This window comes from Microbacterium sp. X-17 (assembly GCF_039615055.1).
The window spans coordinates 1,324,924-1,349,117 of sequence record NZ_JBDHNI010000001.1 but is presented as its reverse complement, the minus strand read 5'-3'; the positions used below and the strand labels follow the sequence as shown (position 1 = coordinate 1,349,117).

Genomic DNA, 24,194 nt, shown 5'->3' with positions numbered 1-24,194 from the left:
GACGGGACTGTCCGCCCCGGTGAAGCTCTCGATGCTCACGATGACCGGCATGGTCGTCGGCAGCATGGTCGGCGCGGGCGTCTTCTCGCTCCCCCGGCGGTTCGCCCAGGAGACCGGGGTCGCCGGCGCCCTCATCGCCTGGTCCATCGCGGGTGCGGGCATGCTCATGCTGGCGTTCGTCTTCCAGCTCCTGGCCAACCGCAAGCCGAAGCTCGACGCCGGTGTCTACGCCTACGCCAAGGCCGGCTTCGGCGAGTACCTCGGCTTCTTCTCCGCGTTCGGCTACTGGGCAAGCGCCGCCGTCGGCCTGGTCTTCTACTGGGTCTTCATCATGTCCACGATCGGGGCGGTCGTCCCGGCGTTCGGGCAACGGCGACACCGTCCTCGCGATCGGGATCTCCTCGGTCGCGCTCTGGGGGTTCTTCCTCCTCATCCGCCGCGGCATCAAGGAGGCCGCGGCGATCAACCGCATCGTCACGGTCGCGAAGATCGTGCCCATCATCATCTTCATCCTGCTCGCGCTGTTCGTGTTCAAACCCGACGTGTTCGCCGCCAACTGGGGCGGCGCGGACTACGCGGGCTCGCTGTTCGACCAGGTGCGCGGCACCATGCTGGTCACCGTCTTCGTCTTCCTCGGCGTGGAGGGCGCGAGCACGTACTCCCGGCACGCCAAGCGCCGGGCGGACGTGGGACGCGCCACGATCCTCGGCTTCGTGAGCGTGTTCGCGGTGTTCGCGTCGGTCACGATCGTGTCCTACGGCGTCCTGCCCATGGGCGAGATCGCCAAGCTCCGCCAGCCGTCGATGGCCGGGGTGCTGGAGGCCGCGGTCGGGCCGTGGGGCGCCTGGTTCGTGAGCATCGGCCTCATCGTGTCGGTGCTCGGCGCCTACCTGGCCTGGTCGCTCATGGCGGCCGAAGTGCTGTTCGTGGCCGCGCAGGACCACGACATGCCGCGGTTCCTGGGCCGGGCGAACAAACAGGACGTGCCGGTGAACGCCCTGCTGCTCACGGCCCTGTTCGTGCAGGCCGTGCTGGTGATCCTCTACTTCGCGCACAACGCGCTGGACCTGGCGCTCGACCTCACCAGCGCCCTCACGCTCATCCCGTTCTTCCTCGCCGCGCTGTACGCGCTCAAGCTCGTGCTGACCAGGGAGAGCTACGTCGAACAGCCGCGCGGCTGGGGCCGCGACCTGGTCGTGACGATCCTCGCGACGGTCTACACGGCGTTCCTGCTGTTCGCGGCCGGCCTGACGTTCGTGCTGCTGTCCTTCATCGTCTACGCGCCGGCGACCATCCTGTTCGTCATGGTGCGCCGGGAGCAGGGCCGGAAGCTCTTCTCCGGCCGCGAGCTGGTGATCCTCGCCGTCTCGGTGCTGGGCGCGATCGCCGGTATCGTCGCCCTCTCGGTCGGCTGGATCACGCTGTGACGACCCACGACGGCCTCGAATCGACCACCACCACGCCCCACACGCAAGGAGAACACTGTGACCGACACGACATTCGGCGTCCACTCGGAGGTCGGGCAGCTGCGGCGGGTGCTCGTCGCCTCGCCCGGGCTCGCGCACCACCGGCTCACGCCGACGAACGCCGACGACCTCCTGTTCGACGACGTGATGTGGGTCGAGAACGCCAAGCGCGACCACGCCGCCTTCGTGGCCGACCTGCGCTCCCACGACGTCGAGGTGCTGGAACTGCACCAGGTGCTCGCCGAGACCGTCGCGCGGCCGGAGGCGCGGGCGTGGCTGCTCGACCGCAAGGTCGTCCCGAACGAGGTCGGGCTGGGGCTCGTGGAGGGCACCCGGGCGTTCCTGGAGTCGCTCCCCGCCGAGCGGCTGGCCGAGTTCCTCATCGGCGGCCTCTCCACCGCCGACCTCCCCGAGGACTACCGCACCGGCTACGTCGCGCTCGCCCGCGAGTCGACGGGCGTGCAGGAGTACCTGATGCCGCCGCTGCCGAACACGCTGTACACGCGCGACACGACGTCGTGGATCTACGGCGGCGTCACCCTCAATCCGCTCTACTGGCCGGCGCGTCACGACGAGACGCTGCTCATGAAGGCGATCTACCTGTTCCACCCGGCGTTCGCGGGCGCGCGGGTGTGGTGGGGCGACCCCGAGCAAGACTGGGGGCAGGCGACCCTGGAGGGCGGCGACGTCATGCCCGTGGGCAACGGAGCCGTGCTCATCGGCATGAGCGAGCGCAGTTCCCGGCAGGCGATCACGCAGACCGCGGCGGCGCTCTTCGCGGCGGGCGCGGCCGAGCAGGTCATCGTCGCCGGCATGCCGAAGCTCCGCTCGGCCATGCACCTCGACACCGTGCTCACGTTCGCCGACCGCGACCTGGTGACGCTGTACCCGGCGATCATGGACCGCGTGCACACCTTCACGCTGCGTCCCGGCACCGGCGCGAACCCCGTCGAGGTCATCGACGAGGACGGTCGCGCGTTCGTGGACGTCGTCGCGGGCGCCCTCGGCCTCCCGAAGCTGCGCGTGATCGAGACCGCCGGAGACAACTACGAGACCGAGCGCCAGCAGTGGGACAGCGGCAACAACGCCGTGGCGCTGCGGCCGGGCGTCGTCTACGCCTACGACCGCAACACCGCCACCAACGACGCGCTGCGCCGGGCGGGCGTCGAGGTCATCCCGGTCGTCGGCGCCGAGCTCGGCCGCGGCCGCGGCGGCGGCCACTGCATGACCTGCCCGCTCCTGCGCGACCCCGTCGACTTCTAGTCGCCGAGGGGCACGTCGTTGTCACTTCTCGCACCGAAAAGCGACAACGACGTGCCCCTCGGCGGCTCGCTCAGACGTCGGCGGCGCAGCGGAAGCCGATGTGCGTGGTCGCGGTGTCGTCGGCCTGCGGCGAGCGCGCCGCCGGGCGGAAGCGCAGGCAGTAGTCCGGCGAGCACAGGTAGGAGCCGCCCTTCAGCACCCGGCGCGGGATGCGCGACCCCGGCTCGGCGCTGGCGGACGCGAGCAGGTTGACGCGCGCGCCGGCGTCCACGGCCTCCTGGCCCGGCACGACGTGGCGGGGCGCGTAGTAGTCGCTCGTCCACTCCCAGGTGTTGCCGATGATGTCGTAGAGGCCGTAGCCGTTCGCCGGATACGAGCCGACCGGCGCCGTCGTCGCGCCGAAGCGGCCCCGGTTGTCGTAGGGGAAGCTCCCGATCCAGGAGTTCGCCTGCGCCTCGCCGCCCGGGTACGCCTCCTCGCCCCAGGCGAAGCGCGCCCCGTCGACCCCGCCGCGCGCCGCGAACTCGTGCTCGGCCTCCGTGGGGAGCCGCTTGCCCGCCCACGCCGCGTACGCGGACGCGTCCTCGAACGCGACCTGCACGACCGGGTGGTCCATCCGGTCGTCGATGCCCGAGTCCACGCCCTCCGGGTGCCGCCAGTGCGCTCCGGGCTCCCAGCGCCACCACTGCCGCCAGTCGCGCAGGTCGACCGGTCCGGCGGACGCGGTGAACACCATCGCGCCGGGCACCAGGTCCTCCGGCGCGACCCCCGGGTAGTCGGCCGGGTCCATCGGGCGCTCGGCCACCGTCACGTAGCCGGTCGCGTCCACGAACCGGGCGAAGTCCGCGTTGGTGACCGCGTACCGGTCGATGAGGTAGCTGTCCACGGTGCGTTCGTGGACCGGCTGCTCGTCCGGGTAGAACTCGTCGCTCCCCATCCGGAAGGTCCCGCCGTCGATGCGCACCATGTCGTCCACACGGCAACGCTACCGCGCCGCCGGTCAGCCGGTGACCAGCACCAGGTCGAGGTAGCCGCGCAGGGCCGCGGCCGCGTCGATCCGCTCGGGGGTGTAGAGCCACTGGAGCTGGATGCCCTCCCACAGCGCCACCACCGTCGCCGCGGCGAGCGCCGGGTCGACGCCCGCGCGGAGCCGACCGGCCGCGGCGAGCGCGGCGAACTCGCGTTCGTAGGACTCCTGCATCCCGGCGTACCGGCCGAGGAAGTAGTCGTGGCCGGGATGCTCGGGCCTGGTCGCCTCGGCGGCGAGGATGCTGTAAAGCGCGATCAGCCCGGGGATGCCCTCGTTGCGCAGGGCCTGGGCGACGATGCTGTCGGGGAACGGGAGGTCGTCGTGCAGCCGGCCGCCCGAGGTGTCGACGTCCCCGCCCAGCTCGTCACGACGTGCGAGCACCGCGAGCAGCAGGTCCTCCTTGCCGCCGAAATGGTGCTGGAGGGTGCTCAACCCGATGCCGGCCGCCGCGGCGATCTCGCGCAGGGAGCTGCCGTGGTAGCCGCGGGTGGCGAACACGCGGTACGCCTCATCCACGATCTGCTGCCGCCGCTCCGCGGACTTCGCGTACGGCCCCCGGCGGCGAGCGGGTTCTTCGGGTACGTCCACGTGCCCGCCTCCAAATTAGGTCAGTCGAACCATTTTCGACTACGGTCGATGCTAGTCCTTCCACGCCGCAGTGACGATCAGGAGTCCCCCGTGCCGTCTCCCGCCCTTCTCGCCGACACCGCACCCTCCTCCGGCGCCCTCGCGCCGCGGTCTTGGCTGCACTCCGACGCGCCGTCGCTCTCGCTGAACGGCGACTGGCGGTTCCGACTCTCCCCCACCGCCGACCTCCCCGACGACGTCGCCCGCACCGACCTGGACGACGCCGGCTGGGACGCCCTCCCCGTCCCGGCGCACTGGGTCCTGCACGGCGACGGCCGGTACGGGCGCCCGATCTACACCAACGTGCAGTACCCGTTCCCGATCGAGCCGCCGTTCGTGCCGGACGAGAACCCGACCGGCGACTACCGGCGCCGCTTCGACCTGCCGGCCGAGTGGCCCGCGGACGCGCGCATCGTGCTGCGCTTCGACGGCGTGGAGTCGCTCTACCGGGTGTGGCTGAACGGCGCGGAGGTCGGCTCGGCGAGCGGCAGCCGGCTCGCCCACGAGTTCGACGTGACCGACCAGGTGCGTGCGGAGGGCAACCTGCTCGCCGTGCGCGTGCATCAGTGGTCGGCCGCGAGCTACTTGGAGGACCAGGACCAGTGGTGGCTGCCCGGCATCTTCCGCGACGTGACGCTCAGCGCGCGGCCCGCAGGGGGGCTGGAGGATGTGTGGCTGCGCACCGCCTTCGCAGACGGCGCGGGGACGGTCCTTCCGGAGGTGACCGCCGCGGAAGCCGCCTTCCCGGTCGTCCTGCGCATTCCCGAGCTGGGCGTGGAGGTCGTCTGGCCGACCCCGGCCGACGTCGCCCCCGTCACGGTCGGCGAGGTGGACCCGTGGACGGCGGAGACCCCGCGGCTCCACGACGCCACCGTCGCCGCGCAGGGCGAGACCGTCTCCCTCCGCCTCGGCTTCCGCACCGTCGAGATCCGCGGCGACCGGTTCCTCGTCAACGGCCGGCGGGTCGTCTTCCACGGGATGAACCGCCACGAGACCCACCCCGAGCGCGGCCGCGTGTTCGACGAGGAGCACGCCCGCGCCGACCTGATCCTGATGAAGCAGTTCAACGTGAACGCCATCCGCACCAGCCACTATCCGCCGCACCCGCGCCTGCTCGACCTCGCCGACGAGCTGGGCTTCTGGGTGATCCTGGAGTGCGACCTGGAGACGCACGGCTTCGAGAAGGCCGGCTGGCGGGACAACCCGAGCGACGACCCGCGCTGGCGCGACGCCTACCTCGACCGCATCCGGCGCACCGTGGAGCGCGACAAGAACCATCCCGCGATCGTGATGTGGTCGCTCGGCAACGAGTCCGGCACCGGCGCGAACCTCGCCGCGATGTCCGCCTGGGCGCACGACCGCGATCCCGGGCGCCCGGTGCACTACGAGGGCGACTACACCGGCGAGTACACCGACGTCTACTCGCGTATGTACTCGTCCATCCCGGAGACCGAGCAGATCGGCACGGACGGCTCGCTCGCGCCGCTGCTCGGCTGCACGCCGGCGCAGGGCGCGCGGCAGCGGACCAAGCCGTTCATCCTCTGCGAGTACGCGCATGCGATGGGCAATGGGCCCGGCGCGCTCGACCAGTACGAGGCGCTCGTGGACGCGCACCCCCGCCTCCACGGCGGCTTCGTGTGGGAGTGGCGCGACCACGGCCTCCTCACCCGCACCGCGGACGGCACCCCCTTCTACGCGTACGGCGGCGACTTCGGGGAGGTCGTCCACGACGGCAACTTCGTGATGGACGGCATGGTGCTCTCGAACGACGTGCCCACCCCCGGCCTGCACGAGTTCAAGGCCGTGGCTCAGCCGGTCGCGCTGACGTTCGACGGCGGCGACCTGGTCGTGACGAACCGGCGGCACAGCGCGAGCACCGCCGACCTGGCGCTGCGCTGGACGGTCGAGCACGACGGGCGCGAGGCGGCCTCCGGGACGCTCGACCTCCCGGTGGTGGAGGCCGGCGAGTCGGTGCGGCTGCCGCTGCCCGCGGTCCCGGTCGCGGAGGATGCCGAGACCTGGCTCACGGTGACGGCGGTGCTCGCCTCCGAATCGGCGTGGGCGCCGGCCGGGCACGTCGTCGCCCGGGCACAGCTCGACCGCTCGGCGCCGCGGCGTCCCCGTCCCACCGCACGGCCCATCGACTGGCGGGAGGCCGAGGGCACGCTCACGCTCGGCCCGGCCTCCTTCGTCCGCGGCCGGCTCGTCTCGCTCGGCGGTCGCGCGGTCGCCGGCCCGAGGCTGGAGCTGTTCCGCGCGCCGACCGACAACGACGAGGGCGCGGCCTACGGCGACCTCGCCGCCAGCGACGCGAGCACCGTCGGCGTCTCCAGTGCGAGCCTCTGGCGGGAGCAGGGCCTCGACCGGCTGACCCACCGGCTGGTCGCGGTGCACGAGGCGGAGGACGCCCTCCGGACGATCACGCGGGTCTCCGCGGCGAACGCCGTGGCCTCCGTCACCGTCGAGACCGTCTGGACGCTGGACGACGGCGAGCTCGACCTCCGTGTGGAGATCGAGCCGTCCTCCGGCTGGCCCAGCGTGTGGCCGCGGATCGGCGTGCGCTTCGACCTCCCCGACCGTGATGGCGTGGTCGAAGGCGCCGAGTGGTTCGGCGCCGGCCCGCTGGAGTCCTACTCCGACAGCACCCGCGCCGCGTACGTCGGCCGGTTCCGCGCCACCGTGGCCGAGCTGAACGTGGAGTACGCCCGCCCGCAGGAGACCGGCCACCGCTCGGCCGTGCGGGAGGTCGACCTGGGCGCGTTCGGCTTCACCGCGCTCCCGGACGGCCGCGGCCGGCTCCCCGGCTTCTCGCTGTCCCGGCACACGCCGCAGCAGGTCGCCGCCGCGGGCCACCCGCACGAGCTGCCGGAGTCGGACACCACCTACCTGTTCGTGGACGCCGCCCAGCACGGCCTCGGCTCCCGCGCGTGCGGGCCGGACGTCTGGCCGGCCTTCGCCCTCCGTCCCGAGGCCCGCACCCTCCGCCTCCGCTTCCGCGCCTGACGCACAGGGGTCGCAACACGCCGCTTCGCGCGGGACGAAGCGGCGTGTTGCGACCCCTCGCTGCCTTACTTGTTGAGGGGGCTCATGTCCGCGTAGCGGTCGCCGACCGGGGCGGCTACGGCGTCGAGGCGCGCGAGCTGCTCGGGGGTGAGGTCGAGGTCGGCGGCGGCGACGTTCTGCTCCAGGTTCTCGACGCGGCGCGTGCCGGGGATGGGCGCGAGGTCGTCGCCGCGCGAGAGCAGCCACGCGAGCGCCACCTGGCCCGGCTTGGCCCCGGCCTCGCGCGCGACCTCGTCGACCTGCTCCACGATGCGGATGTTGGCCTCCAGGTTGTCGCCCTCGAACCGCGGGTTGAAGCGGCGGAAGTCGTCCTCGGCGAGCTGGTCGAGCGAACGGATCGAGCCGGTGAGGAAGCCGCGGCCGAGCGGCGAGTACGGCACGAAGCCGATGCCGAGCTCGCGCACGGTGGGCAGCACCTCCGCCTCCGGGTCGCGCGTCCAGAGCGAGTACTCGGTCTGCACCGCCGTCACCGGGTGCACCGCGTTGGCGCGCACGATGGTCTCCGGAGCGGCCTCGGACAGCCCGTAGTGCCGGATCTTGCCCTCCTCGATCAGCTCCTTCAGCGCGCCGACGGTCTCCTCGATCGGCGTGCCCGGGTCCATCCGGTGCTGATAGTAGAGGTCGATGTGGTCGGTCTGCAGCCGCTTCAGCGAGCCCTCGACCGAGAGCCGGACGTTCTCCGGCGACCCGTCGAGGCCGCGCTCGTTCTTGGACCGGTGCAGGATGGTGCCGAACTTGGTGGCGATGACCACCTTGTCGCGGCGGCCGCCGGCGAAGGCGCGGGCCAGCAGCTCCTCGTTCGTGTACGGGCCGTAGATCTCGGCGGTGTCGAAGAAGGTGACCCCGAGGTCCATGGCCCTATGGATGGTCCGGATCGAGCCGGCGTCGTCGTCGCCGGCGCCGGTGTAGAACGCGCTCATCCCCATGCAGCCGAGGCCGAGTCGCGAGACCTCGAGCTTCTCCGTACCCAGTGTGATCGTCATCAGTGCCATGCCCTCACGATATCCCCGTGTCCCCGGCGGCTGGTACGGTCGCGGCATGGCCCTCACGAAGTACTACGTCGCCTCCTCCATCGACGGCTTCATCGCCGACGTGCACGACCGCATCGAGTGGCTCATGCAGTTCGGCTTCGAGGAGTTCGACGAGCACTACCAGCAGTTCATCTCCGGCATCGGCGCGCTCGTGATGGGCGCGACGACGTACGAGTTCGTGCTCGGCGAGCAGGGGCCGTGGCCGTACCAGGACATCCCCACCTGGGTGGTCACCCACCGCTCGCTGCCGGTTCCGGAGGGCGCGGTCGTCACGTTCTTCTCCGGCGACATCGCCCAGCTCGACGCCGAGCTCCGGGACGCCGCCGACGACCGCGACGTCTGGATGGTCGGCGGCGGGGCGCTCGCGGCCCAGTTCGCCGACCGCGGCCTGATCGACGAGCTGCACATCACCTACGTGCCGGTGCTGGTCGGCGCGGGCAAGCCCCTGCTGCCGGTCGCCGAGGCGTCCCGGCCGCTCGTGCTCTCCGGAACCAAGACCTTCCCGTCCGGCGCCGTCGAGCACGTCTACCGCTTCGCCTGACGCCGGTCAGGCGCGGCGCTTCTTGGCCTCCACGCCCTCGGCGGGCTCGTCCGCGGGCAGCGGGCGGGCGATCGGGATGCGGCTGCCCAGCACCTGCGCGACCAGGTCGCGCGCGATCTTCTGCGGGGTGAGCCCCGCGTCGTCCAGGATCTGGCTGCGCGTGGCGTGGTCGATGAACGCGTCCGGCAGCCCGAGCTCGTCCACCGCGGTGTCGATGCCGGCCTCGCGGAGGTCCTGGCGCACGCGCGTGCCGATCCCGCCGACCCGGATGCCGTCCTCGATCGTCACCACGATGCGGTGGTCGGCGGCCAGGCTCAGGATGCTGCGGGGTACAGGGACGACCCAGCGCGGGTCCACGACGGTCGCGCCGATCCCCTGCGCCGCCAGCCGGTCCGCGACCTTCAAGCCCAGGTCGGCCATCGGCCCCACCGTCACCAGCAGCACGTCCTTGCTGTCCGACTCGCGCAGCACGTCCACGCCGTCCTCCAGGCGCCGGATGGCCGGGATGTCCGGCTGCACGTTCCCCTTCGGGAAGCGCAGCACCGTCGGAGCGTCGTCCACCGCGACCGCCTCCGCCAGCTCCTCGCGGAACCGGGAGCCGTCGCGCGGAGCGGCGAGCCGGATGTTGGGGACCACCTGCAGGATCGCCAGGTCCCAGATGCCGTGGTGGCTCGGCCCGTCCGGCCCGGTGACCCCGGCGCGGTCGAGCACGAACGTCACGCCCGCCTTGTGCAGCGCCACATCCATCAGCACCTGGTCGAACGCCCGGTTGATGAACGTCGCATAGATGGCGACGACCGGGTGGAGGCCGCCGAACGCCAGGCCGGCGGCGCTCGTCGCCGCGTGCTGCTCGGCGATGCCGACATCGTGCACGCGGTCCGGGAACCGCTCGGCGAACTTGTGGAGGCCGGTCGGCCGCAGCATCGCGGCGGTGATGCCGACGAGCTTCGGGTTCTTCTCGGCCAGCGTCACGATCTCGTCCGCGAACACCCCGGTCCAGCTCGGCGCCGTCGAGCTCTCCAGGGCCTCACCGGTCTCCGGGTCGATCTGGCCGACCGCGTGGAACTGGTCGGCGGCGTCGCGCAGCGCCGGCTCGTAGCCGCGGCCCTTCTGGGTGATCGCGTGAACGATGACCGGGGCGCCGTAGTTCTTCGCCTGGCGCAGCGCCTCCTCCATCGCCCCGATGTCGTGGCCGTGCACCGGCCCGATGTACTTGATGTCGAGGTTCGAGTACAGCGACTCGTTGTTGGAGAACCGGCTGAGGAAGCCGTGCAGCCCGCCGCGGACGCCGCGGTACAGCGACTGACCGGGAGAGCCGAGCTTGTCGAAGGCCTTGCGGCTGCTGAGGTACAGGTTGCGGTAGCCGCGCCGGGTGCGCACCGTGTTGAGGAAGCGCGCCATGCCGCCGATCGTCGGCGCGTAGGAGCGGCCGTTGTCGTTGACGATGATGATCAGCCGGCGGTTGTTGTCGTCGGAGATGTTGTTGAGCGCCTCCCACGTCATCCCGCCCGTGAGCGCGCCGTCGCCGACCACCGCGACGACGTGGCGGTCGTTCTGGCCCGTCATCTCGAAGGCGCGCGAGATGCCGTCCGCCCAGCTCAGCGACGACGACGCGTGCGAGCTCTCGACGATGTCGTGCTCGGACTCCGAGCGCTGCGGGTAGCCGGCGAGGCCGCCGCGCTGGCGCAGCCGGGAGAAGTCCTGGCGCCCGGTGAGCAGCTTGTGGACGTACGACTGGTGCCCGGTGTCGAACACGATCGCGTCCCGCGGCGAGTCGAACACCCGGTGGATGGCGATCGTCGTCTCGACCACGCCGAGGTTCGGCCCCAGGTGGCCGCCGGTCTTTGCGACGTTGGCGACCAGGAACGCCCGCACTTCGGCAGCGAGCTGGTCGAGCTCCCGTTCCGTGAGCCGGTCGAGATCACGCGGCCCGTGGATGGTTTCGAGGATGCTCATGGATTTCAGTGTAGAACCGTGTGAATCGGAGGAGGCTCGGAACCGACGATCCCGAGCCTCCCCTTGACAACGGTCTGGTTACACCAGGCTCCGCAGCACGTACTGCAGGATGCCGCCGTTGCGGTAGTAGTCGGCCTCACCTGGCGTGTCGATCCGGACCACCGCGTCGAACTCGACGACCTGCTTGCCGGCGGGCGACTGCTCGGTCGGCTCGGCGACGACGTGCACCGTCTTCGGAGTGCGGCCCTCGTTGAGCTCCTCCAGCCCGGTGATCGAGAACGACTCGGTGCCGTCCAGCCCCAGCGAGTCGGCGTTCTCGCCGGCCGGGAACTGCAGCGGGACGACGCCCATGCCGATCAGGTTCGAGCGGTGGATGCGCTCGAAGCTCTCGGTGATGACGGCGCGCACGCCCAGGAGGCTGGTGCCCTTCGCCGCCCAGTCGCGCGACGAGCCGGAGCCGTACTCCTTGCCGCCGAGCACGACGAGCGGGGTGCCCTGCGCCTGGTAGTTCTGCGACGCGTCGTAGATGAACGACTGCGGGCCGTCGGCCTGCGTGAAGTCACGCGTATAACCGCCCTCGACGCCGTCCAGCAGCTGGTTGCGCAGGCGGATGTTCGCGAACGTTCCGCGGATCATCACCTCGTGGTTGCCGCGGCGCGAGCCGTAGGAGTTGAAGTCCTTGCGGTCGATGCCGTGCTCGTTGAGGTACTGGCCGGCCGGGCTGTCCGCCTTGATGGAGCCGGCGGGCGAGATGTGGTCGGTGGTGACCGAGTCGCCGAGCTTGGCGAGCACGCGCGCGCCGGTGATGTCGGTGACCGGGGTGGTCTCCAGCGTCATCCCGTCGAAGTACGGGGGCTTGCGCACGTAGGTCGACTTCTCGTCCCACTCGAAGACCGAGCCGGTCGGGGTGGCCAGCGACTTCCAGCGCTCGTCGCCCTCGAAGACCGACGCGTACTGGGTGACGAACATGCCCTCGTTGATGGAGGAGTCGATCGTCTGCTGCACCTCGGCGGCGTCCGGCCAGATGTCCTTCAGGAAGATGTCGTTGCCGTCGGAGTCGGTGCCCAGCGGGTCGACCTCGAAGTCGAAGTTCATCGACCCGGCGAGCGCGTACGCGATGACCAGCGGCGGGCTCGCCAGGTAGTTCATCTTCACGTCGGGGTTGATGCGGCCCTCGAAGTTGCGGTTGCCCGAGAGGACGGCCGTGACGGCGAGGTCGCTGTCGTTGACCGCGGCGGAGATCTCGTCCAGCAGCGGGCCCGAGTTGCCGATGCAGGTGGTGCAGCCGTAGCCGACCGTGTAGAAGCCGAGGGCCTCCAGGTCCTTGGTCAGGCCGGCCTTCTCGTAGTAGTCGGTGACGACCTTGGAGCCCGGCGCCAGCGTGGTCTTGACCCACGGCTTGGCCTTGAGACCCTTCGCGGCCGCGTTGCGGGCCAGGAGGCCGGCGGCGAGCATGACCGACGGGTTCGACGTGTTCGTGCACGAGGTGATCGCCGCGATGGCGACCGCACCGTGGTCGATCACGAAGTCCGTGCCGTCCGCCAGCTTCACCGGGGTGGGGCTGGAGGCCGTCTTCGGCGCGTGGCTGTGGTGCGTGTGCACGTGGTGGCTGTGGCCGTCCTCCGGCTGCAGCTCGCCTGGGTCGGAGGCCGGGAAGGACTCCGAGATGGTCAGGTCGACCAGATCGTGCGAGATGTCCGCATAGTCGACCAGGTCCTTCTCGAACTGGGTCTTCGCCGCGCTGAGCTCGATGCGGTCCTGCGGGCGCTTCGGGCCGGCGATCGACGGGACGACCGTCGAGAGGTCGAGCTCCAGGTACTCGGAGAACACCGGCTCGTTGGCCGGGTCGTGCCACAGGCTCTGCGCCTTCGAGTACTCCTCGACCAGGGCGACCTGCTCCTCGCTGCGGCCGGTGAGGCGCAGGTAGTCGAGGGTCACGTCGTCGATCGGGAACATGGCCGCCGTGGAGCCGAACTCCGGGCTCATGTTGCCGATGGTGGCGCGGTTGGCGAGCGGGACCTCCGCGACGCCGGCGCCGTAGAACTCCACGAACTTGCCGACAACGCCGTGCTTGCGCAGCATCTGCGTGATCGTGAGCACGACGTCGGTCGCGGTGACGCCGGTCGGAATGGCGCCGGTGAGCTTGAAGCCGACGACCTTGGGGATGAGCATGGAGACGGGCTGGCCGAGCATGGCCGCCTCCGCCTCGATGCCGCCGACGCCCCAGCCGAGCACGCCGAGGCCGTTGACCATAGTGGTGTGCGAGTCGGTGCCCACGCAGGTGTCGGGGTACGCCTGGAGCTCGCCGCCGACCTCGCGGGTCATCGTGACGCGGGCCAGGTACTCGATGTTCACCTGGTGGACGATGCCGGTTCCCGGCGGGACGACCTTGAAGTCGTCGAACGCGGTCTGGCCCCAGCGCAGGAACTGGTAGCGCTCGCCGTTGCGCTCGTACTCGATGTCGGTGTTGCGCTCCAGCGCGTTCTCGGTGCCGAAGAGGTCGGCGATGACGGAGTGGTCGATGACCATCTCGGCCGGCGCGAGCGGGTTGATCTTGTCCGGGTCGCCGCCGAGCGAGGACACGGCCTCGCGCATGGTGGCCAGGTCGACGATGCAGGGCACGCCGGTGAAGTCCTGCATGATGACGCGGGCCGGGGTGAACTGGATCTCGGTGTCCGGCTCGGCCTGCGGGTCCCAGCCGCCGAGGGCGTTGATGTGGTCGGCGGTGATGTTCGCGCCGTCCTCGGTGCGCAGGAGGTTCTCGAGCAGCACCTTGAGGCTGAACGGGAGCTTCTTGTAGCCGTCGACCGTGTCGATCTTGAAGATCGTGTAGTCCTTCGACCCCACCGTCAGAGTGCTCTTCGCACCGAAACTGTTTACAGCTGACACTGTGCCTTCTCCTTCGTCGGCGAGCGATGTCCCGCGAGCCTCATCCATCTTGGTCGTGCGTCGAAGCCTGTTTCCAGCAAGGTAAGCCTAAGCGGTCGGCTCAGGAAAGTATCTTGACGTCAAGATAAAATCTAGCACGTTCACTCCCGGTCGAACACCAGGCCGCGCCGCCTGGCGAACCGGTAGAACAGCTCGATGCCGGCCGCCCCCACGGCGCCCACCGCGATCCCCCAGAGCAGCGCCGTGTCGAGCGAGAGGTGCATCTCGAAGAAGTTCGCGGTCGCCGGGATGACGCACACCAGCACGAACGCCGCCGCCACCCCGCCGAGCAGGAACCACCGCCACGTCGTGAGCGGCCTGGTGAGCACGCAAAGGATCCAGAGCGACACGCAGAACAGCGCGAGCGTGGTCACGCTGCGCGCCTCGTGCAGCGGGATGGAGCTGTGCAGAGGCGCGTACGCCACCACCGCGGTCAGGCCCGCGATGACACCGGTCGGGATGGAGTACCGGAGGATGCGCGACAGCACGCCCGGCGTGTAGATGCGCTTATTGGGCGCCAGCGCGAGGAAGAAGGAGGGGATGCCGATCGCGAGCGTCGAGACCAGCGTGAGCTGCCGCGGCAGGAACGGGAACGGCCAGAGCACCACCGCGCTGAACAGCGCGAGCAGGATGCCGTAGACCGTCTTCGCCAGGAAGATGTTGGAGACCCGCTCCACGTTGGCGATGACCCGGCGGCCGGAGGCGAGCACGTCCGGCAGCCGGTCGAAGCGGTTGTCGAGCAGCACCAAACGGGAGACGGCCTTGGTCGCCGCCGTCGCCGTCCCCATCGCGATCCCGAGGTTCGCGTCCTTGATCGCCATGGCGTCGTTGACGCCGTCGCCGGTCATCGCCACCGTGCGGCCCTGGCGCTGCAGCAGGCCGACCGCCGTGCGCTTCTGCTCCGGGCTGACCCGGCCGAAGATGCTGGAGCGCTCCAGCGCCGCCTCCAGGTCGTCGTCGGTCGCCAGGGTGGAGGCGTCCACGGCCTCACCCTCCATGTTCAGCGCCCGGGCGATAGCCTCCACCGTGACCGGGTTGTCGCCCGACATCACGACGACGCGGACCGCCTGCTCGCCGAAGTAGCCGAGCGTCTCCGGCGCCTCCGGCCGCAGCGTCTCGCCCAGCACGACCAGCAGTGCCGGCTGCACCCGCACGCCGTCGAGCGGGACGTGCGTGCCGTGCGGGAGCGGGTCGATCGCCTGAGCCAGCGCCAGCGTCCTGCGCCCGGTCGACGCGATCGACGTCGCCCGCCGCAGCGACTCCTCGTGCCCGGCCAGCACGCGCTCGGGAGCGCCGAGCACCCACGCCGTCTCCTCGTCCGCCACGCGCATGACGAGCCCGCTGTACTTGGTGGACGAGCTGAACGGGATGCGCCGCTCGACGCGGAACCGGTCGCTCCGGAAGCCCGTCGACAGGATGCCGGAGGTCGCGTTCCCCGTCTCGTCGGCGCCGAACGCCGCGAGCGCGATCTCCGCCAGCTCGGTCGGGACCTCCCCGATCGGCTCCGTGCCCTCCAGCACCAGCTCGCCGCTGGTGAGCGTCCCGGTCTTGTCGAGGCAGAGCACGTCGACGCGCGCGAGCACCTCCACGGCCGCGAGCTCCTGCACGAGCACCTTGCGCGCGGCGAGCTGGATGGCGGCGACGCCGAACGCGAGGCTGGTCAGCAGCACCAGGCCCTCGGGGATCATCCCGACCACCGCCGCGACCGCGTCCAGCAGCGCGCGCCGCCAGCGCGAGTCGGTGAACAGCGCGTTGAACCCGCCGTACGCGAGCACCCGCCCGATGATCGTCACCAGGATGATCGGGCCGAGGATCCACGACAGGTAGACGAGGATGCGGTTGGTCGCGTCGCGCAGCTCGGAGTGGACGAGCGAGTGCCGGCGGATCTCGCTGGTCAGCTTGCTCGCATAGGAGTCGGCGCCCACCGCCGTGACGATCGCGTAGCCAGTGCCGGTGGCGACGTGCGAGCCGGAGAGCAGTTGGGCGCCCTCGTCCTTGAAGACCGGGTCGGACTCCCCCGTCAGCAGCGACTCGTCCAGCGAGAGCCCGGTGCTCTCGGCCACCACCGCGTCGGCCGGGATCTGGTCCCCCGGACGCAGCACCAGGAGGTCGTCGAGGACCACGTCCTCCAGGGCGATCGCGACCACCGCGCCGTCGCGGCGGACCCGGCTCTCCGGCGCCGCCAGCAGCGCGGCGCGGTCGAGCACGCGCTTGGCCCGCACCTCCTGCACGATGCCGATCAGGGCGTTGACGACGACGACTCCGTAGAAGAAGCCGTCGCGGAGGTCGCCGAGCAGCAGCACGGCGATGAAGCAGCCGGTGAGGATGCCGTTGAACAGCGTGAAGATGTTCTCGCGCAGGATGTCGGAGATCGAGCGCGACCCCGGCTGGCGCTGGAGGTTCACCCGGCCGTCCGCCCGGCGCTCCTGCACCTGCGCGGCGCTCAGGCCTTCCCTGGTCTGCGCGTCGAGCATCCTTCCCCCTCCTGGACGGTCCTGCGCCTAACCGGCGCTGTCGCCTTGCGGCTTCTGCGACTGCGGCTTCTGCGACTGCGGGAACTGCCCCTTCACCACGAACCAGGTGATCAGCAGCAGCGGAGCATAGAGGGGCACGCCCATCAGCAGCTTGGTGAGGGCGAGCGCGCTGGTCGCCGCGTCGGTGTGCGCCAGGTAGAGCGGCACCTGCACGAGCAGCCGCGCGGCGAAGAGCAGGAACCAGAGGAAGGTCAGGGCCTGCATCACGCGGAACTTCGACTTCACCGAGCGCCAGGCGAGCCCGTCGCCCATCAGGTAGCCGGCCGCGAGGCCGATCAGCGGCCAGCGCACCAGGATCGAGATCAGGAGGGCGGCGGCGTAGGCGGCGTTCGTCCAGATCCCGAGGATGAAGTTGTCCTCGCCGCGCCCGGTGATGAGCGCGAAGATCGCCGAGAGCCCGACACCGATCAGGCCGGCGAGGGCCTGTGTTACGGGCGTCTTGCCGACGATGCGCACCACGGTGAACACGACGGCGACCGCGACCGAGATGCCGATCGACAGCGGGACGTTCTGCGTGAACGTGAAGACGATCAGGAAGACCAGGCCCGGGAGGATGGTCTCCAGCAGCCCGCGCACGCCGCCGAGGGCCGCCATCAGAGCGGTGCCCGTCGGCGTCTCGCCGTCGACGAGCTGACCCATGCCCGAACTGCGCGCGGCCTTCGCCAGGGACTCGCCGAGCGTGGAGGCGACCGGGTCGCGCTCCTCGTCGCCGGACTCCGCCCGCTCGGGCTCGTGGTGCTGGTCGGTCACGTCACGGCCACCGCTCACAGCGAGCTGTATCCGCCGTCGCCGGCGGCCGGGGCCGACGGCATGCGCAGCGGGATGAGGTCCCGCGGCGGCATCGGGGTGTTGCCGCGCACCACGACGATGCTGCGGAAGAGGTCCTCCACCAGAGCGGCGGCCTCCGGCTTCACGGCCGCGTCGCCCGCGATCACGCCGCGCAGGAACCAGCGCGGGCCGTCGACGCCGACGAAGCGCGCGACGCGGGTCTCGCCAGGGGCGCCCTGCGGCGGGGCGACGGGGATCTCGGCCACCAGCTCCGGGCCGAACACGCCGTCGCGCTCGCTCACGCGGCCGCCCTGGCGCTGCACCTGCTCGGCGATCTGGCCGCGGATCTCGTTCCACAAGCCGGTGGAGCGGGGAGCCGCGAACGGCTGCACCTGCAGCGTCGAGTTGGCGTAGTCGAGGCCGACGGCGACGACGCGCTGCGACTCCTCCTCGACCTCCAGCCGGAGGTGGAGGCCCTCGCGGGGCAGGATCTTGACGCCGCCGAGGTCGACGTAGGGACGGACCGGGTTCGCCTCGCTGTCGTCGAGGGGACCTTCCGTCTCCCGATCCTCCGGTGCGGACTTGTCCACGTCCTGTGGCTCGGCCTCGCCGGGGGTGTCGATGCTGTCGGTCAAGCGTGTTCTCCTGCCTGCGTGACGGTGTAGCCGGACGAGCCGAAGCCCGCGGTGCCGCGGTGGCTGTCCGGGAGGGCGTCGACGGGGATGAACCGGGCCTGCGCGACCGGCATGACGATCAGCTGCGCGATCCTATCGCCGACGGCGATATCGTACGGCATCGACCTGTCCGTGTTCAGGACGGTCACCTTGATCTCGCCGCGATAGCCGGCGTCCACCGTGCCCGGCGCGTTGACGATGGTGATGCCGTGGCGCATGGCCAGGCCGCTGCGCGGCACGACGAAGCCGAGGTAGCCCTCCGGCAGCGCGATCGAGACCCCGGTCGGGACGGTGTGACGCTCCCCCGGGCCGAGCGTCACCGGCTCGGCCGCGCACAGGTCGGCGCCGGCGTCGCCGGGGTGGGCGTACACGGGAACACGGTCGGCGACGATCGGGACGTCCACGGTTTCTGTCACGTGTCGAGGGTAGTGCACGAAGGATGATCGAATAGTCGTATGGACCTCTACCGAGAACGGCTCTGGGCGACCCCCTGGCTCTTCGTCTCCACCATCCTCGTCGTGCCCGCCGTGATGCTCGTCTTCGCCCCGATCAACTTCGCCGTCGGCGTCGTGCTGGCGATCGTCTTCTACGCCGCGATCGTGATCGCGCTGCTCGCCACCGCACCCGTGATCCGGGTGACCGCGGCCGAGCTGACGGCCGGGAACGCGAAGATCCCGCTGGAGTTCATCGGGGAGCCGCGGGCGTTCACCGGCGAGGAGGCCACGATGGAGCGCGGGCAGCGGCTGGACGCGCGTGCCTGGCTGCTCATCCGCGGCTGGATCAAGCCGGTCGTGAAGGTGCCCGTGCTGGATGTGGACGACCCGGCGCCGTACTGGCTGATCTCAACAAGAAACCCGGACCAGCTGGTCCGGGTTCTCGATGAGGCCCGACGTCCTCTCTAACCCCTCTCGGGGCAGGTCGGCGTCGTAGCGGTGCGGTGCGCTGCTTACGCGGCGCACTCCATGCAGATCGGTCCGAGCTTCGTCTCGTGGTCGATCTGCGAGCGGTGCTTCACCAGGAAGCAGCTCACACAGGTGAACTCATCCGCCTGGGGAGGCAGCACCACGACGTCGAGGTCGAGGTCCGACAGGTCGGCACCGGGGAGCTCGTAGCCGCCCGGGTTGTCGGCGTCTTCGACGTCGACGACACCAGACATCTTGTCCGGAACTCGCTCCTTGAGGGCCTCGATCGACTCGGAGTCGTCCTCGGTCTTCCGCGGTGCGTCGTAATCCGTTGCCATGCCCATCCACTTCTCGTCGTAACGGCCGATTCTCGCAATCGGCGGCCATAGTTTGCATCAATCGCCTGCGAATAGCAAAACCACGCAGGAGCCTCTCAGCGTTTGCTCGGTGTTCAACTTCCGGCACGCCCGCGGTATTCCCCGCAAGTCCCCCGTTCCCGTGGCATTCTGGGCCGGAACGAACGCGAGCTCGGAAGGCATCACAATGCAGGATTTGAAGGTCATCGGGGTCGAGAACGGTGCCATCGTCGCCGTCGGCGACGACGGTGAACGCTTCCGCATCGCCGTCGACGACACGCTGCAGTCGAAGATCCGGCAGGTGCGGCAACAGGCGTCCGCCGAGGTCCCCAAACTGTCACCGCGCGAGATCCAGGCGCACATCCGCTCCGGGATGTCCGCCGACGACGTCGCCGCCGTCACGGGGGCGCCCCTGGACTACGTCCAGCGCTTCGAGGGCCCGATCGTGGCCGAGCGCGAGCACGTCGTCGCGAGCGCCCTCAGCGTGCCGGTGCGCACCGCCGCCGAGGTCGACCCGCTGGGCGAGCCCGACACGTTCGGCTCCGTCATCCGCGACCGCCTCGCCTCCCTCGGCGTGGCCGGCGAGCGCTGGGCGAGCTGGAAGGACGCCGAGACCGGCTGGATCGTGAAGCTCGAGTTCACCGCGGACGAGATCGACCACGACGCCCGCTGGAGCTACGACCTCCGCAAGCACGCGCTCGCCCCGCTCAACTCGGAGGCGACCACGCTCTCCCAGGCCGGCGAGCTGCGCGGCGGCGCCCTCATCCCGCGCCTGCGCGCCGTCCTCCCCAACGAGGGCGAGCCGGACAGCTCCCGCTTCGACAGCGGCGCCTTCACATTCCCCGCCCCGGGCGTCGACCTGCTCGGGCCGGAGGTCACCCAGCCGCTCGAACCGCTGGAGCCGCACGCTCCCGGCCGCGCCAGCAACTCCATCGCGATCTCGGCGATCAAGCGCGCGGACGAGACGCCGCGCGACCTGCACCAGACCGCCGACCTCCTGGAGGCGCTCCGCCGCCGCCGCGGGGAGCGCGAGGCGGCAAACTACGACGAGCCGGCCCCGCAGGCCGACCGTGGCGACCGGAGCGGCCGTCACGAGCAGGTGGAGCAGCCGACGCTCCTCGACCCGATCACGCCGTTCCGGGTCGTCGAGGAGTCGATCACCGTGATCGAGGAGTTCGGCCCGCCGCCCGCGGCGCCGGCCTCCCCGACGCCTCCCCCGCCCGCGCCGCTCTCCACCACGCAGGAGCAGACGCCGGTCGCGTCGGGCCGTCGCAAGGGACGCGCCGCGATGCCGAGCTGGGACGAGATCGTCTTCGGCGCGCGCACGGACGACGACCTGGCCTGAGAACGTCTACGCCGCGGCGCCGAACCGCAGCAGCGGCACCCGCGTCTCCTCGGCCGTGAGCGAGCCGTGCTGGCCGATCATGCTGCGCCCGGTGCGCTGCGGGTCGCGGGAGTCGTAGTAGGCGATGCGCTTCCGGGCGGCCACGAGCACGTCGCCGATCCGCGGAGCGACCTCCGGCGCGACGGACGGGCCGAACCACCCCGCCTCGATCGCCTCGGCGCGGGTCGCGACCCACGAGCGGCCGCCCTCCACCTCGCGCCAGCGCGCCGCCACGTCGTCGGCGCGCGCGCCGTCCTCTGTATAGAGGTGCAGCAGCCGCGGCTCGCCCGCGACCTCCGCGACGCCATCCAGCAGCTCGGGAGCGGTGTCGTAGAGCACGTGCCCGCTCTCGGGGATGTCGATGATGCCGTGATCGGCGGTGACCAGCACGCCCTGGCCGGGGCCGAGGGAGGCCGCGAGCCCGGCGACCTGGGCGTCCAGGGTCTCCAGCTCGGCCGTCCAGCGCGGCGACTCCCAGCCGCGCGCGTGGGCGACCTGGTCCAGCTCGGCGACATAGAGATAGGTGAGCGCGGGCCCGGGCGTGCGGAGCACCTGGCGCGCGGCGTCGAAGCGGTCGGCCATCGTGCGGCCGCCGATGAACTCCGCCCCGCGCAGGACGGCGTGGGTGAAGCCGGACTCCGCGTACGCGGGGACGCCGAGCGCGTAGGAGGCGACGCCGTCGGCCGCGGCCCGCTCGAAGACCGTCGCGGCGCGCTGCCAGGTGGCCGGGTCCATCCGGTCGTCCCAGCCGTTGAGCTGGTTGGTCAGCCGGCCCGCGTCGTCGCGGACGCGGTAGCCGACCAGGCCGTGCTCCCCCGGCGTCGTCCCGGTCGTCAGGGTCGCCAGCGCCGCGGCCGTCGTGGTCGGGAAGCCGGCGTCAATCGTCGTGGTCTTGCCGAGCCGGGAGGCCAGGGTCCTGGCGTGCCCCTCGCGCGCCCGCAGCGCCGCGGCGCCGAGCCCGTCGACCACGACGACGACCACGTGCTGGAGCGGAGGCAGCCCGAGGTCGTTGCCCTCTCCGCGCAGCGCCCCGAGGGAACTCGGCATTACCGTGGCGAGGCTCGCTCGGGTGGTGAACGCGGCCGGTAGCATGGGGGGCATCCGGCCCAGTCTGTCACAGCTGGACGGACGGGAGCCGTCGAACCGGCGCGCCTCCTGCCGCCCCACACACCGAATGCACGAATGACACCAGCAGACGATCAGGCCCCGGCAACCGAACGCATCGAAGACGTCGACGTCACGACCGAGATGCAGGGCTCGTTCCTGGAGTACGCGTACTCCGTCATCTACTCGCGGGCGCTCCCCGACGCGCGCGACGGCCTGAAGCCCGTGCAGCGGCGCATCCTCTACATGATGACCGAGATGGGCCTGCGCCCCGACCGCGGTCACGTCAAGTCGGCACGCGTCACCGGCGAGGTGATGGGAAAACTGCACCCGCACGGCGACAGCGCCATCTACGACGCGCTCGTGCGGATGGCCCAGGACTTCACCCTGCGCGTCCCCCTGGTCGACGGCCACGGCAACTTCGGCTCGCTGGACGACGGCCCGGCCGCGGCCCGCTACACCGAGGCGCGCCTCGCCGCCGCCGCGCTCGCCCTCACCGAGGACCTGGACGAGGACGTCGTCGACTTCGTCCCCAACTACGACAACCAGCTCCTGCAGCCCGACGTGTTGCCCGCCGCGTTCCCGAACCTCCTCGTCAACGGCGCCAGCGGCATCGCGGTCGGCATGGCCACCAACATGGCCCCGCACAACCTCGTGGAGGTCGTCGGCGCCGCCCGCCACCTCCTGGCCAACCCGGAGGCCACCCTCGACGAGCTGATGGACTACGTCCCCGGCCCCGACCTCCCGAGCGGCGGCACCATCGCCGGCCTCTCCGGCGTGCGCGACGCGTACGCGACCGGCCGCGGCAGCTTCAAGATGCGCGCCAAGGTCGGCGTCGAGTCGATCACCGCGCGCAAGAGCGGCCTCGTCGTCACCGAGCTGCCCTACGGGGTCGGCCCGGAGCGCGTGATCGAGAAGATCAAGGACGGCGTCAACGCGAAGAAGCTGAACGGCATCTCCGACGTCACCGACCTCTCCGACCGCCAGCACGGCCTTCGGCTCGTCATCGGCATCAAGACCGGGTTCAGCCCGGAGGCGGTGCTGGAGCAGCTCTACCGGCACACGCCGCTGGAGGAGGGCTTCTCGATCAACAACGTCGCCCTCGTCGCGGGCGGCCCGCAGACCCTCGGACTGCGCGAGCTGCTGCGGGTCTACATCGACCACCGGATCAGCGTCGTCACCCGCCGCTCCCAGTTCCGGCTGGCCCGCCGCAAGGAACGCCTGCACCTGGTCGAGGGCCTCCTCATCGCGATCCTCGACATCGACGAGGTCATCCAGGTCATCCGCACCTCCGACGACACCGACCAGGCGCGCACGCGGCTGCAGCAGGTGTTCGACCTCAGCACGCTGCAGGCCGACTACATCCTGGAGCTGCGGCTGCGCCGGCTGACCAAGTTCTCCCGCATCGAGCTGGAGACCGAGCGCGACCAGCTCCGGGCGGAGATCGCCGAGCTGGAGGAGATCCTCGGCAGCCGCGCGCGCATCGACGCCCTGGTGTCCGACGAGCTGGAGCAGGTCGCGCTGAAGTTCGGCACCCCGCGCCGCACGCTGCTCACCGAGGCCAAGCCGTCCATCGCGGGCGCGGGCTCGCGCAGCAAGGCGATGACGATCCAGCTGGAGGTCGCCGACACCCCGTGCCGCGTCTACCTGTCGACCACCGGCCGCATCCTGCGCGTCGACGCGGGCGCCGGGGAGGGCGAGGGCCTGGACCGCATCCAGCCGCCCGCGCGCCGCAGCAAGCACGACGCGATCCTGTCCCGGCTCGACACCACCAGCCGCAGCGAGATCGGCGCCGTCACCGACCGCGGCCGCCTCATCCGCTTCTCGCCGGTGGATCTCCCGGCCGCCCCGCTCAACTCGGTGCAGCTCGGCGCGGGCGTGAAGGTGGGCGACTACCTCGCGCTGGCCGACCGCAAGGAGCGCGTGCTCGCCCTCGTCTCGCTGGACGCCCCGCGCGCGATTGCGCTCGGCACCCGGCAGGGCGTGGTCAAGCGGGTCACCCCCGGCGACTGGGCGAACAAGCCCGAGTTCGAGGTCATCGCGCTGAAGGCCGGCGACGCCGTCGTCGGCGCTGTGCAATCTGAGGATGACGCCGAGCTGGTCTTCGTCTCCAGCGACTCCCAGCTGCTGCGCTTCTCCGCCGCGTCGGTGCGCCCGCAGGGCCGCGCGGCCGGCGGCATGGCCGGAATCAACCTGGCCGCCGACGCCCGCGTGGTGTTCTTCGGCGCGGTGGAGGCCGCGGAGCGCTCCGACGCGGTGGTCGTCACCATCGCCGTCAGCGACCAGACCCTCCCGGGCGCCGACCCCGGCAGCGGCAAGGTGAGCGACTTCGCCGAGTTCCCGGCGAAGGGCCGCGCCACCGGCGGCGTCCGCTCGCAGCGCTTCCTCAAGGGCGAGACCGAGCTGGCCCTCGCCTGGGTCGGCGCGGCCCCCGCCCTGGCCGTCGGCCCCGACGGCAGCGCCCGCGTCCTCCCCGAGGGCGGCGCCCGCCGCGACGGCTCCGGCACCCCCCTCGACATGGTCGTCGCCTCCCTCGGCCGCCGCCTCGCCTGACCCCGCCAACGGAG

General features: G+C 71.2%; 18 protein-coding genes and 1 pseudogene. 8 read left to right on the top strand and 11 right to left on the bottom strand.

Going from position 1 to position 24,194, the window contains the following annotated elements:
* Positions 1-31 precede the first annotated feature (31 nt).
* The 3 genes and pseudogenes from ABCS02_RS06565 to ABCS02_RS06555 form a co-directional block, all read left to right on the top strand.
* A pseudogene (locus ABCS02_RS06565) lies at positions 32-295 on the top strand (amino acid permease); the annotation flags it as partial.
* The gene (locus ABCS02_RS06560; protein WP_345834787.1) at positions 222-1,427 is read left to right on the top strand and encodes an amino acid permease; all 1,206 of its coding nucleotides are present in this window, start codon (positions 222-224) and stop codon (positions 1,425-1,427) included. The pseudogene ABCS02_RS06565 and the gene ABCS02_RS06560, both read left to right, overlap by 74 nt.
* A gap of 57 nt (positions 1,428-1,484) precedes the next feature.
* Positions 1,485-2,729: an arginine deiminase gene (locus ABCS02_RS06555; protein WP_345834786.1), complete on the top strand. Its 1,245-nt coding sequence runs from the start codon at positions 1,485-1,487 to the stop codon at positions 2,727-2,729.
* Positions 2,730-2,799: 70 nt separating this feature from the next.
* On the opposite strand, the gene ABCS02_RS06550 is transcribed toward ABCS02_RS06555, so the two are convergent.
* Both ABCS02_RS06550 and ABCS02_RS06545 read right to left on the bottom strand, forming a co-directional pair.
* The gene (locus tag ABCS02_RS06550; RefSeq protein ID WP_345835185.1) at positions 2,800-3,696 is read right to left on the bottom strand and encodes a formylglycine-generating enzyme family protein; all 897 of its coding nucleotides are present in this window, start codon (positions 3,694-3,696) and stop codon (positions 2,800-2,802) included.
* 33 nt (positions 3,697-3,729) lie between these two features.
* Complete coding sequence (locus ABCS02_RS06545; protein WP_345834785.1) at positions 3,730-4,347, bottom strand: helix-turn-helix domain-containing protein; 618 nt, start codon at positions 4,345-4,347, stop codon at positions 3,730-3,732.
* 90 nt (positions 4,348-4,437) lie between these two features.
* On the opposite strand from ABCS02_RS06545, the gene ABCS02_RS06540 reads away from it, so the two are divergent.
* Positions 4,438-7,389, top strand: a complete 2,952-nt coding sequence (locus ABCS02_RS06540) for a glycoside hydrolase family 2 TIM barrel-domain containing protein (protein WP_345834784.1) — start codon at positions 4,438-4,440, stop codon at positions 7,387-7,389.
* Positions 7,390-7,454: 65 nt separating this feature from the next.
* On the opposite strand, the gene ABCS02_RS06535 is transcribed toward ABCS02_RS06540, so the two are convergent.
* The gene (locus tag ABCS02_RS06535) at positions 7,455-8,441 is read right to left on the bottom strand and encodes an aldo/keto reductase (protein WP_345834783.1); all 987 of its coding nucleotides are present in this window, start codon (positions 8,439-8,441) and stop codon (positions 7,455-7,457) included.
* Positions 8,442-8,487: 46 nt separating this feature from the next.
* On the opposite strand from ABCS02_RS06535, the gene ABCS02_RS06530 reads away from it, so the two are divergent.
* Complete coding sequence (locus ABCS02_RS06530) at positions 8,488-9,021, top strand: dihydrofolate reductase family protein (protein ID WP_345834782.1); 534 nt, start codon at positions 8,488-8,490, stop codon at positions 9,019-9,021.
* A 6-nt stretch (positions 9,022-9,027) separates the two neighbouring features.
* On the opposite strand, the gene dxs is transcribed toward ABCS02_RS06530, so the two are convergent.
* From dxs to dut, 6 genes are all read right to left on the bottom strand, one after another.
* Complete coding sequence (gene dxs, locus ABCS02_RS06525; protein WP_345834781.1) at positions 9,028-10,977, bottom strand: 1-deoxy-D-xylulose-5-phosphate synthase; 1,950 nt, start codon at positions 10,975-10,977, stop codon at positions 9,028-9,030.
* A 78-nt stretch (positions 10,978-11,055) separates the two neighbouring features.
* Positions 11,056-13,914, bottom strand: a complete 2,859-nt coding sequence (gene acnA, locus ABCS02_RS06520) for an aconitate hydratase AcnA (RefSeq protein WP_345834780.1) — start codon at positions 13,912-13,914, stop codon at positions 11,056-11,058.
* Between the two features lie 92 nt (positions 13,915-14,006).
* On the bottom strand, positions 14,007-16,379 hold the full coding sequence (locus tag ABCS02_RS06515) for an HAD-IC family P-type ATPase (RefSeq protein WP_345834779.1): 2,373 nt from the start codon (positions 16,377-16,379) through the stop codon (positions 14,007-14,009).
* A 27-nt stretch (positions 16,380-16,406) separates the two neighbouring features.
* Entirely contained in the window at positions 16,407-17,207 is an 801-nt protein-coding gene (locus ABCS02_RS06510; protein ID WP_345834778.1) for a DUF3159 domain-containing protein, read from the bottom strand.
* Positions 17,204-17,842 carry a DUF3710 domain-containing protein gene (locus ABCS02_RS06505; protein ID WP_345834777.1) on the bottom strand — a complete coding sequence of 213 codons (639 nt, stop codon included), beginning with the start codon at positions 17,840-17,842 and terminating at the stop codon, positions 17,204-17,206. Before ABCS02_RS06505 ends, ABCS02_RS06510 begins: the two co-directional genes overlap by 4 nt.
* Positions 17,839-18,297: a dUTP diphosphatase gene (gene dut / locus ABCS02_RS06500; protein ID WP_345834776.1), complete on the bottom strand. Its 459-nt coding sequence runs from the start codon at positions 18,295-18,297 to the stop codon at positions 17,839-17,841. The genes ABCS02_RS06505 and dut overlap by 4 nt, the downstream gene beginning before the upstream one ends.
* Positions 18,298-18,336: 39 nt before the next feature.
* Between dut and ABCS02_RS06495 the strand changes: the two genes are divergently transcribed.
* A complete protein-coding gene (locus ABCS02_RS06495; RefSeq protein ID WP_345834775.1) occupies positions 18,337-18,783 on the top strand; it encodes a DUF3093 domain-containing protein in 447 nt (148 codons plus the stop codon).
* 44 nt (positions 18,784-18,827) lie between these two features.
* On the opposite strand, the gene ABCS02_RS06490 is transcribed toward ABCS02_RS06495, so the two are convergent.
* Positions 18,828-19,121, bottom strand: a complete 294-nt coding sequence (locus ABCS02_RS06490; RefSeq protein WP_179605681.1) for a DUF4193 domain-containing protein — start codon at positions 19,119-19,121, stop codon at positions 18,828-18,830.
* Positions 19,122-19,326: 205 nt separating this feature from the next.
* Here ABCS02_RS06490 and sepH point away from each other — a divergent pair, with 205 nt between their 5' ends.
* On the top strand, positions 19,327-20,484 hold the full coding sequence (gene sepH / locus ABCS02_RS06485; RefSeq protein WP_345834774.1) for a septation protein SepH: 1,158 nt from the start codon (positions 19,327-19,329) through the stop codon (positions 20,482-20,484).
* Between the two features lie 6 nt (positions 20,485-20,490).
* On the opposite strand, the gene ABCS02_RS06480 is transcribed toward sepH, so the two are convergent.
* Entirely contained in the window at positions 20,491-21,615 is a 1,125-nt protein-coding gene (locus tag ABCS02_RS06480) for an alkaline phosphatase family protein (RefSeq protein ID WP_345835184.1), read from the bottom strand.
* 90 nt (positions 21,616-21,705) lie between these two features.
* On the opposite strand from ABCS02_RS06480, the gene ABCS02_RS06475 reads away from it, so the two are divergent.
* Entirely contained in the window at positions 21,706-24,180 is a 2,475-nt protein-coding gene (locus tag ABCS02_RS06475; protein ID WP_345834773.1) for a DNA topoisomerase IV subunit A, read from the top strand.
* Positions 24,181-24,194: the final 14 nt, after the last annotated feature.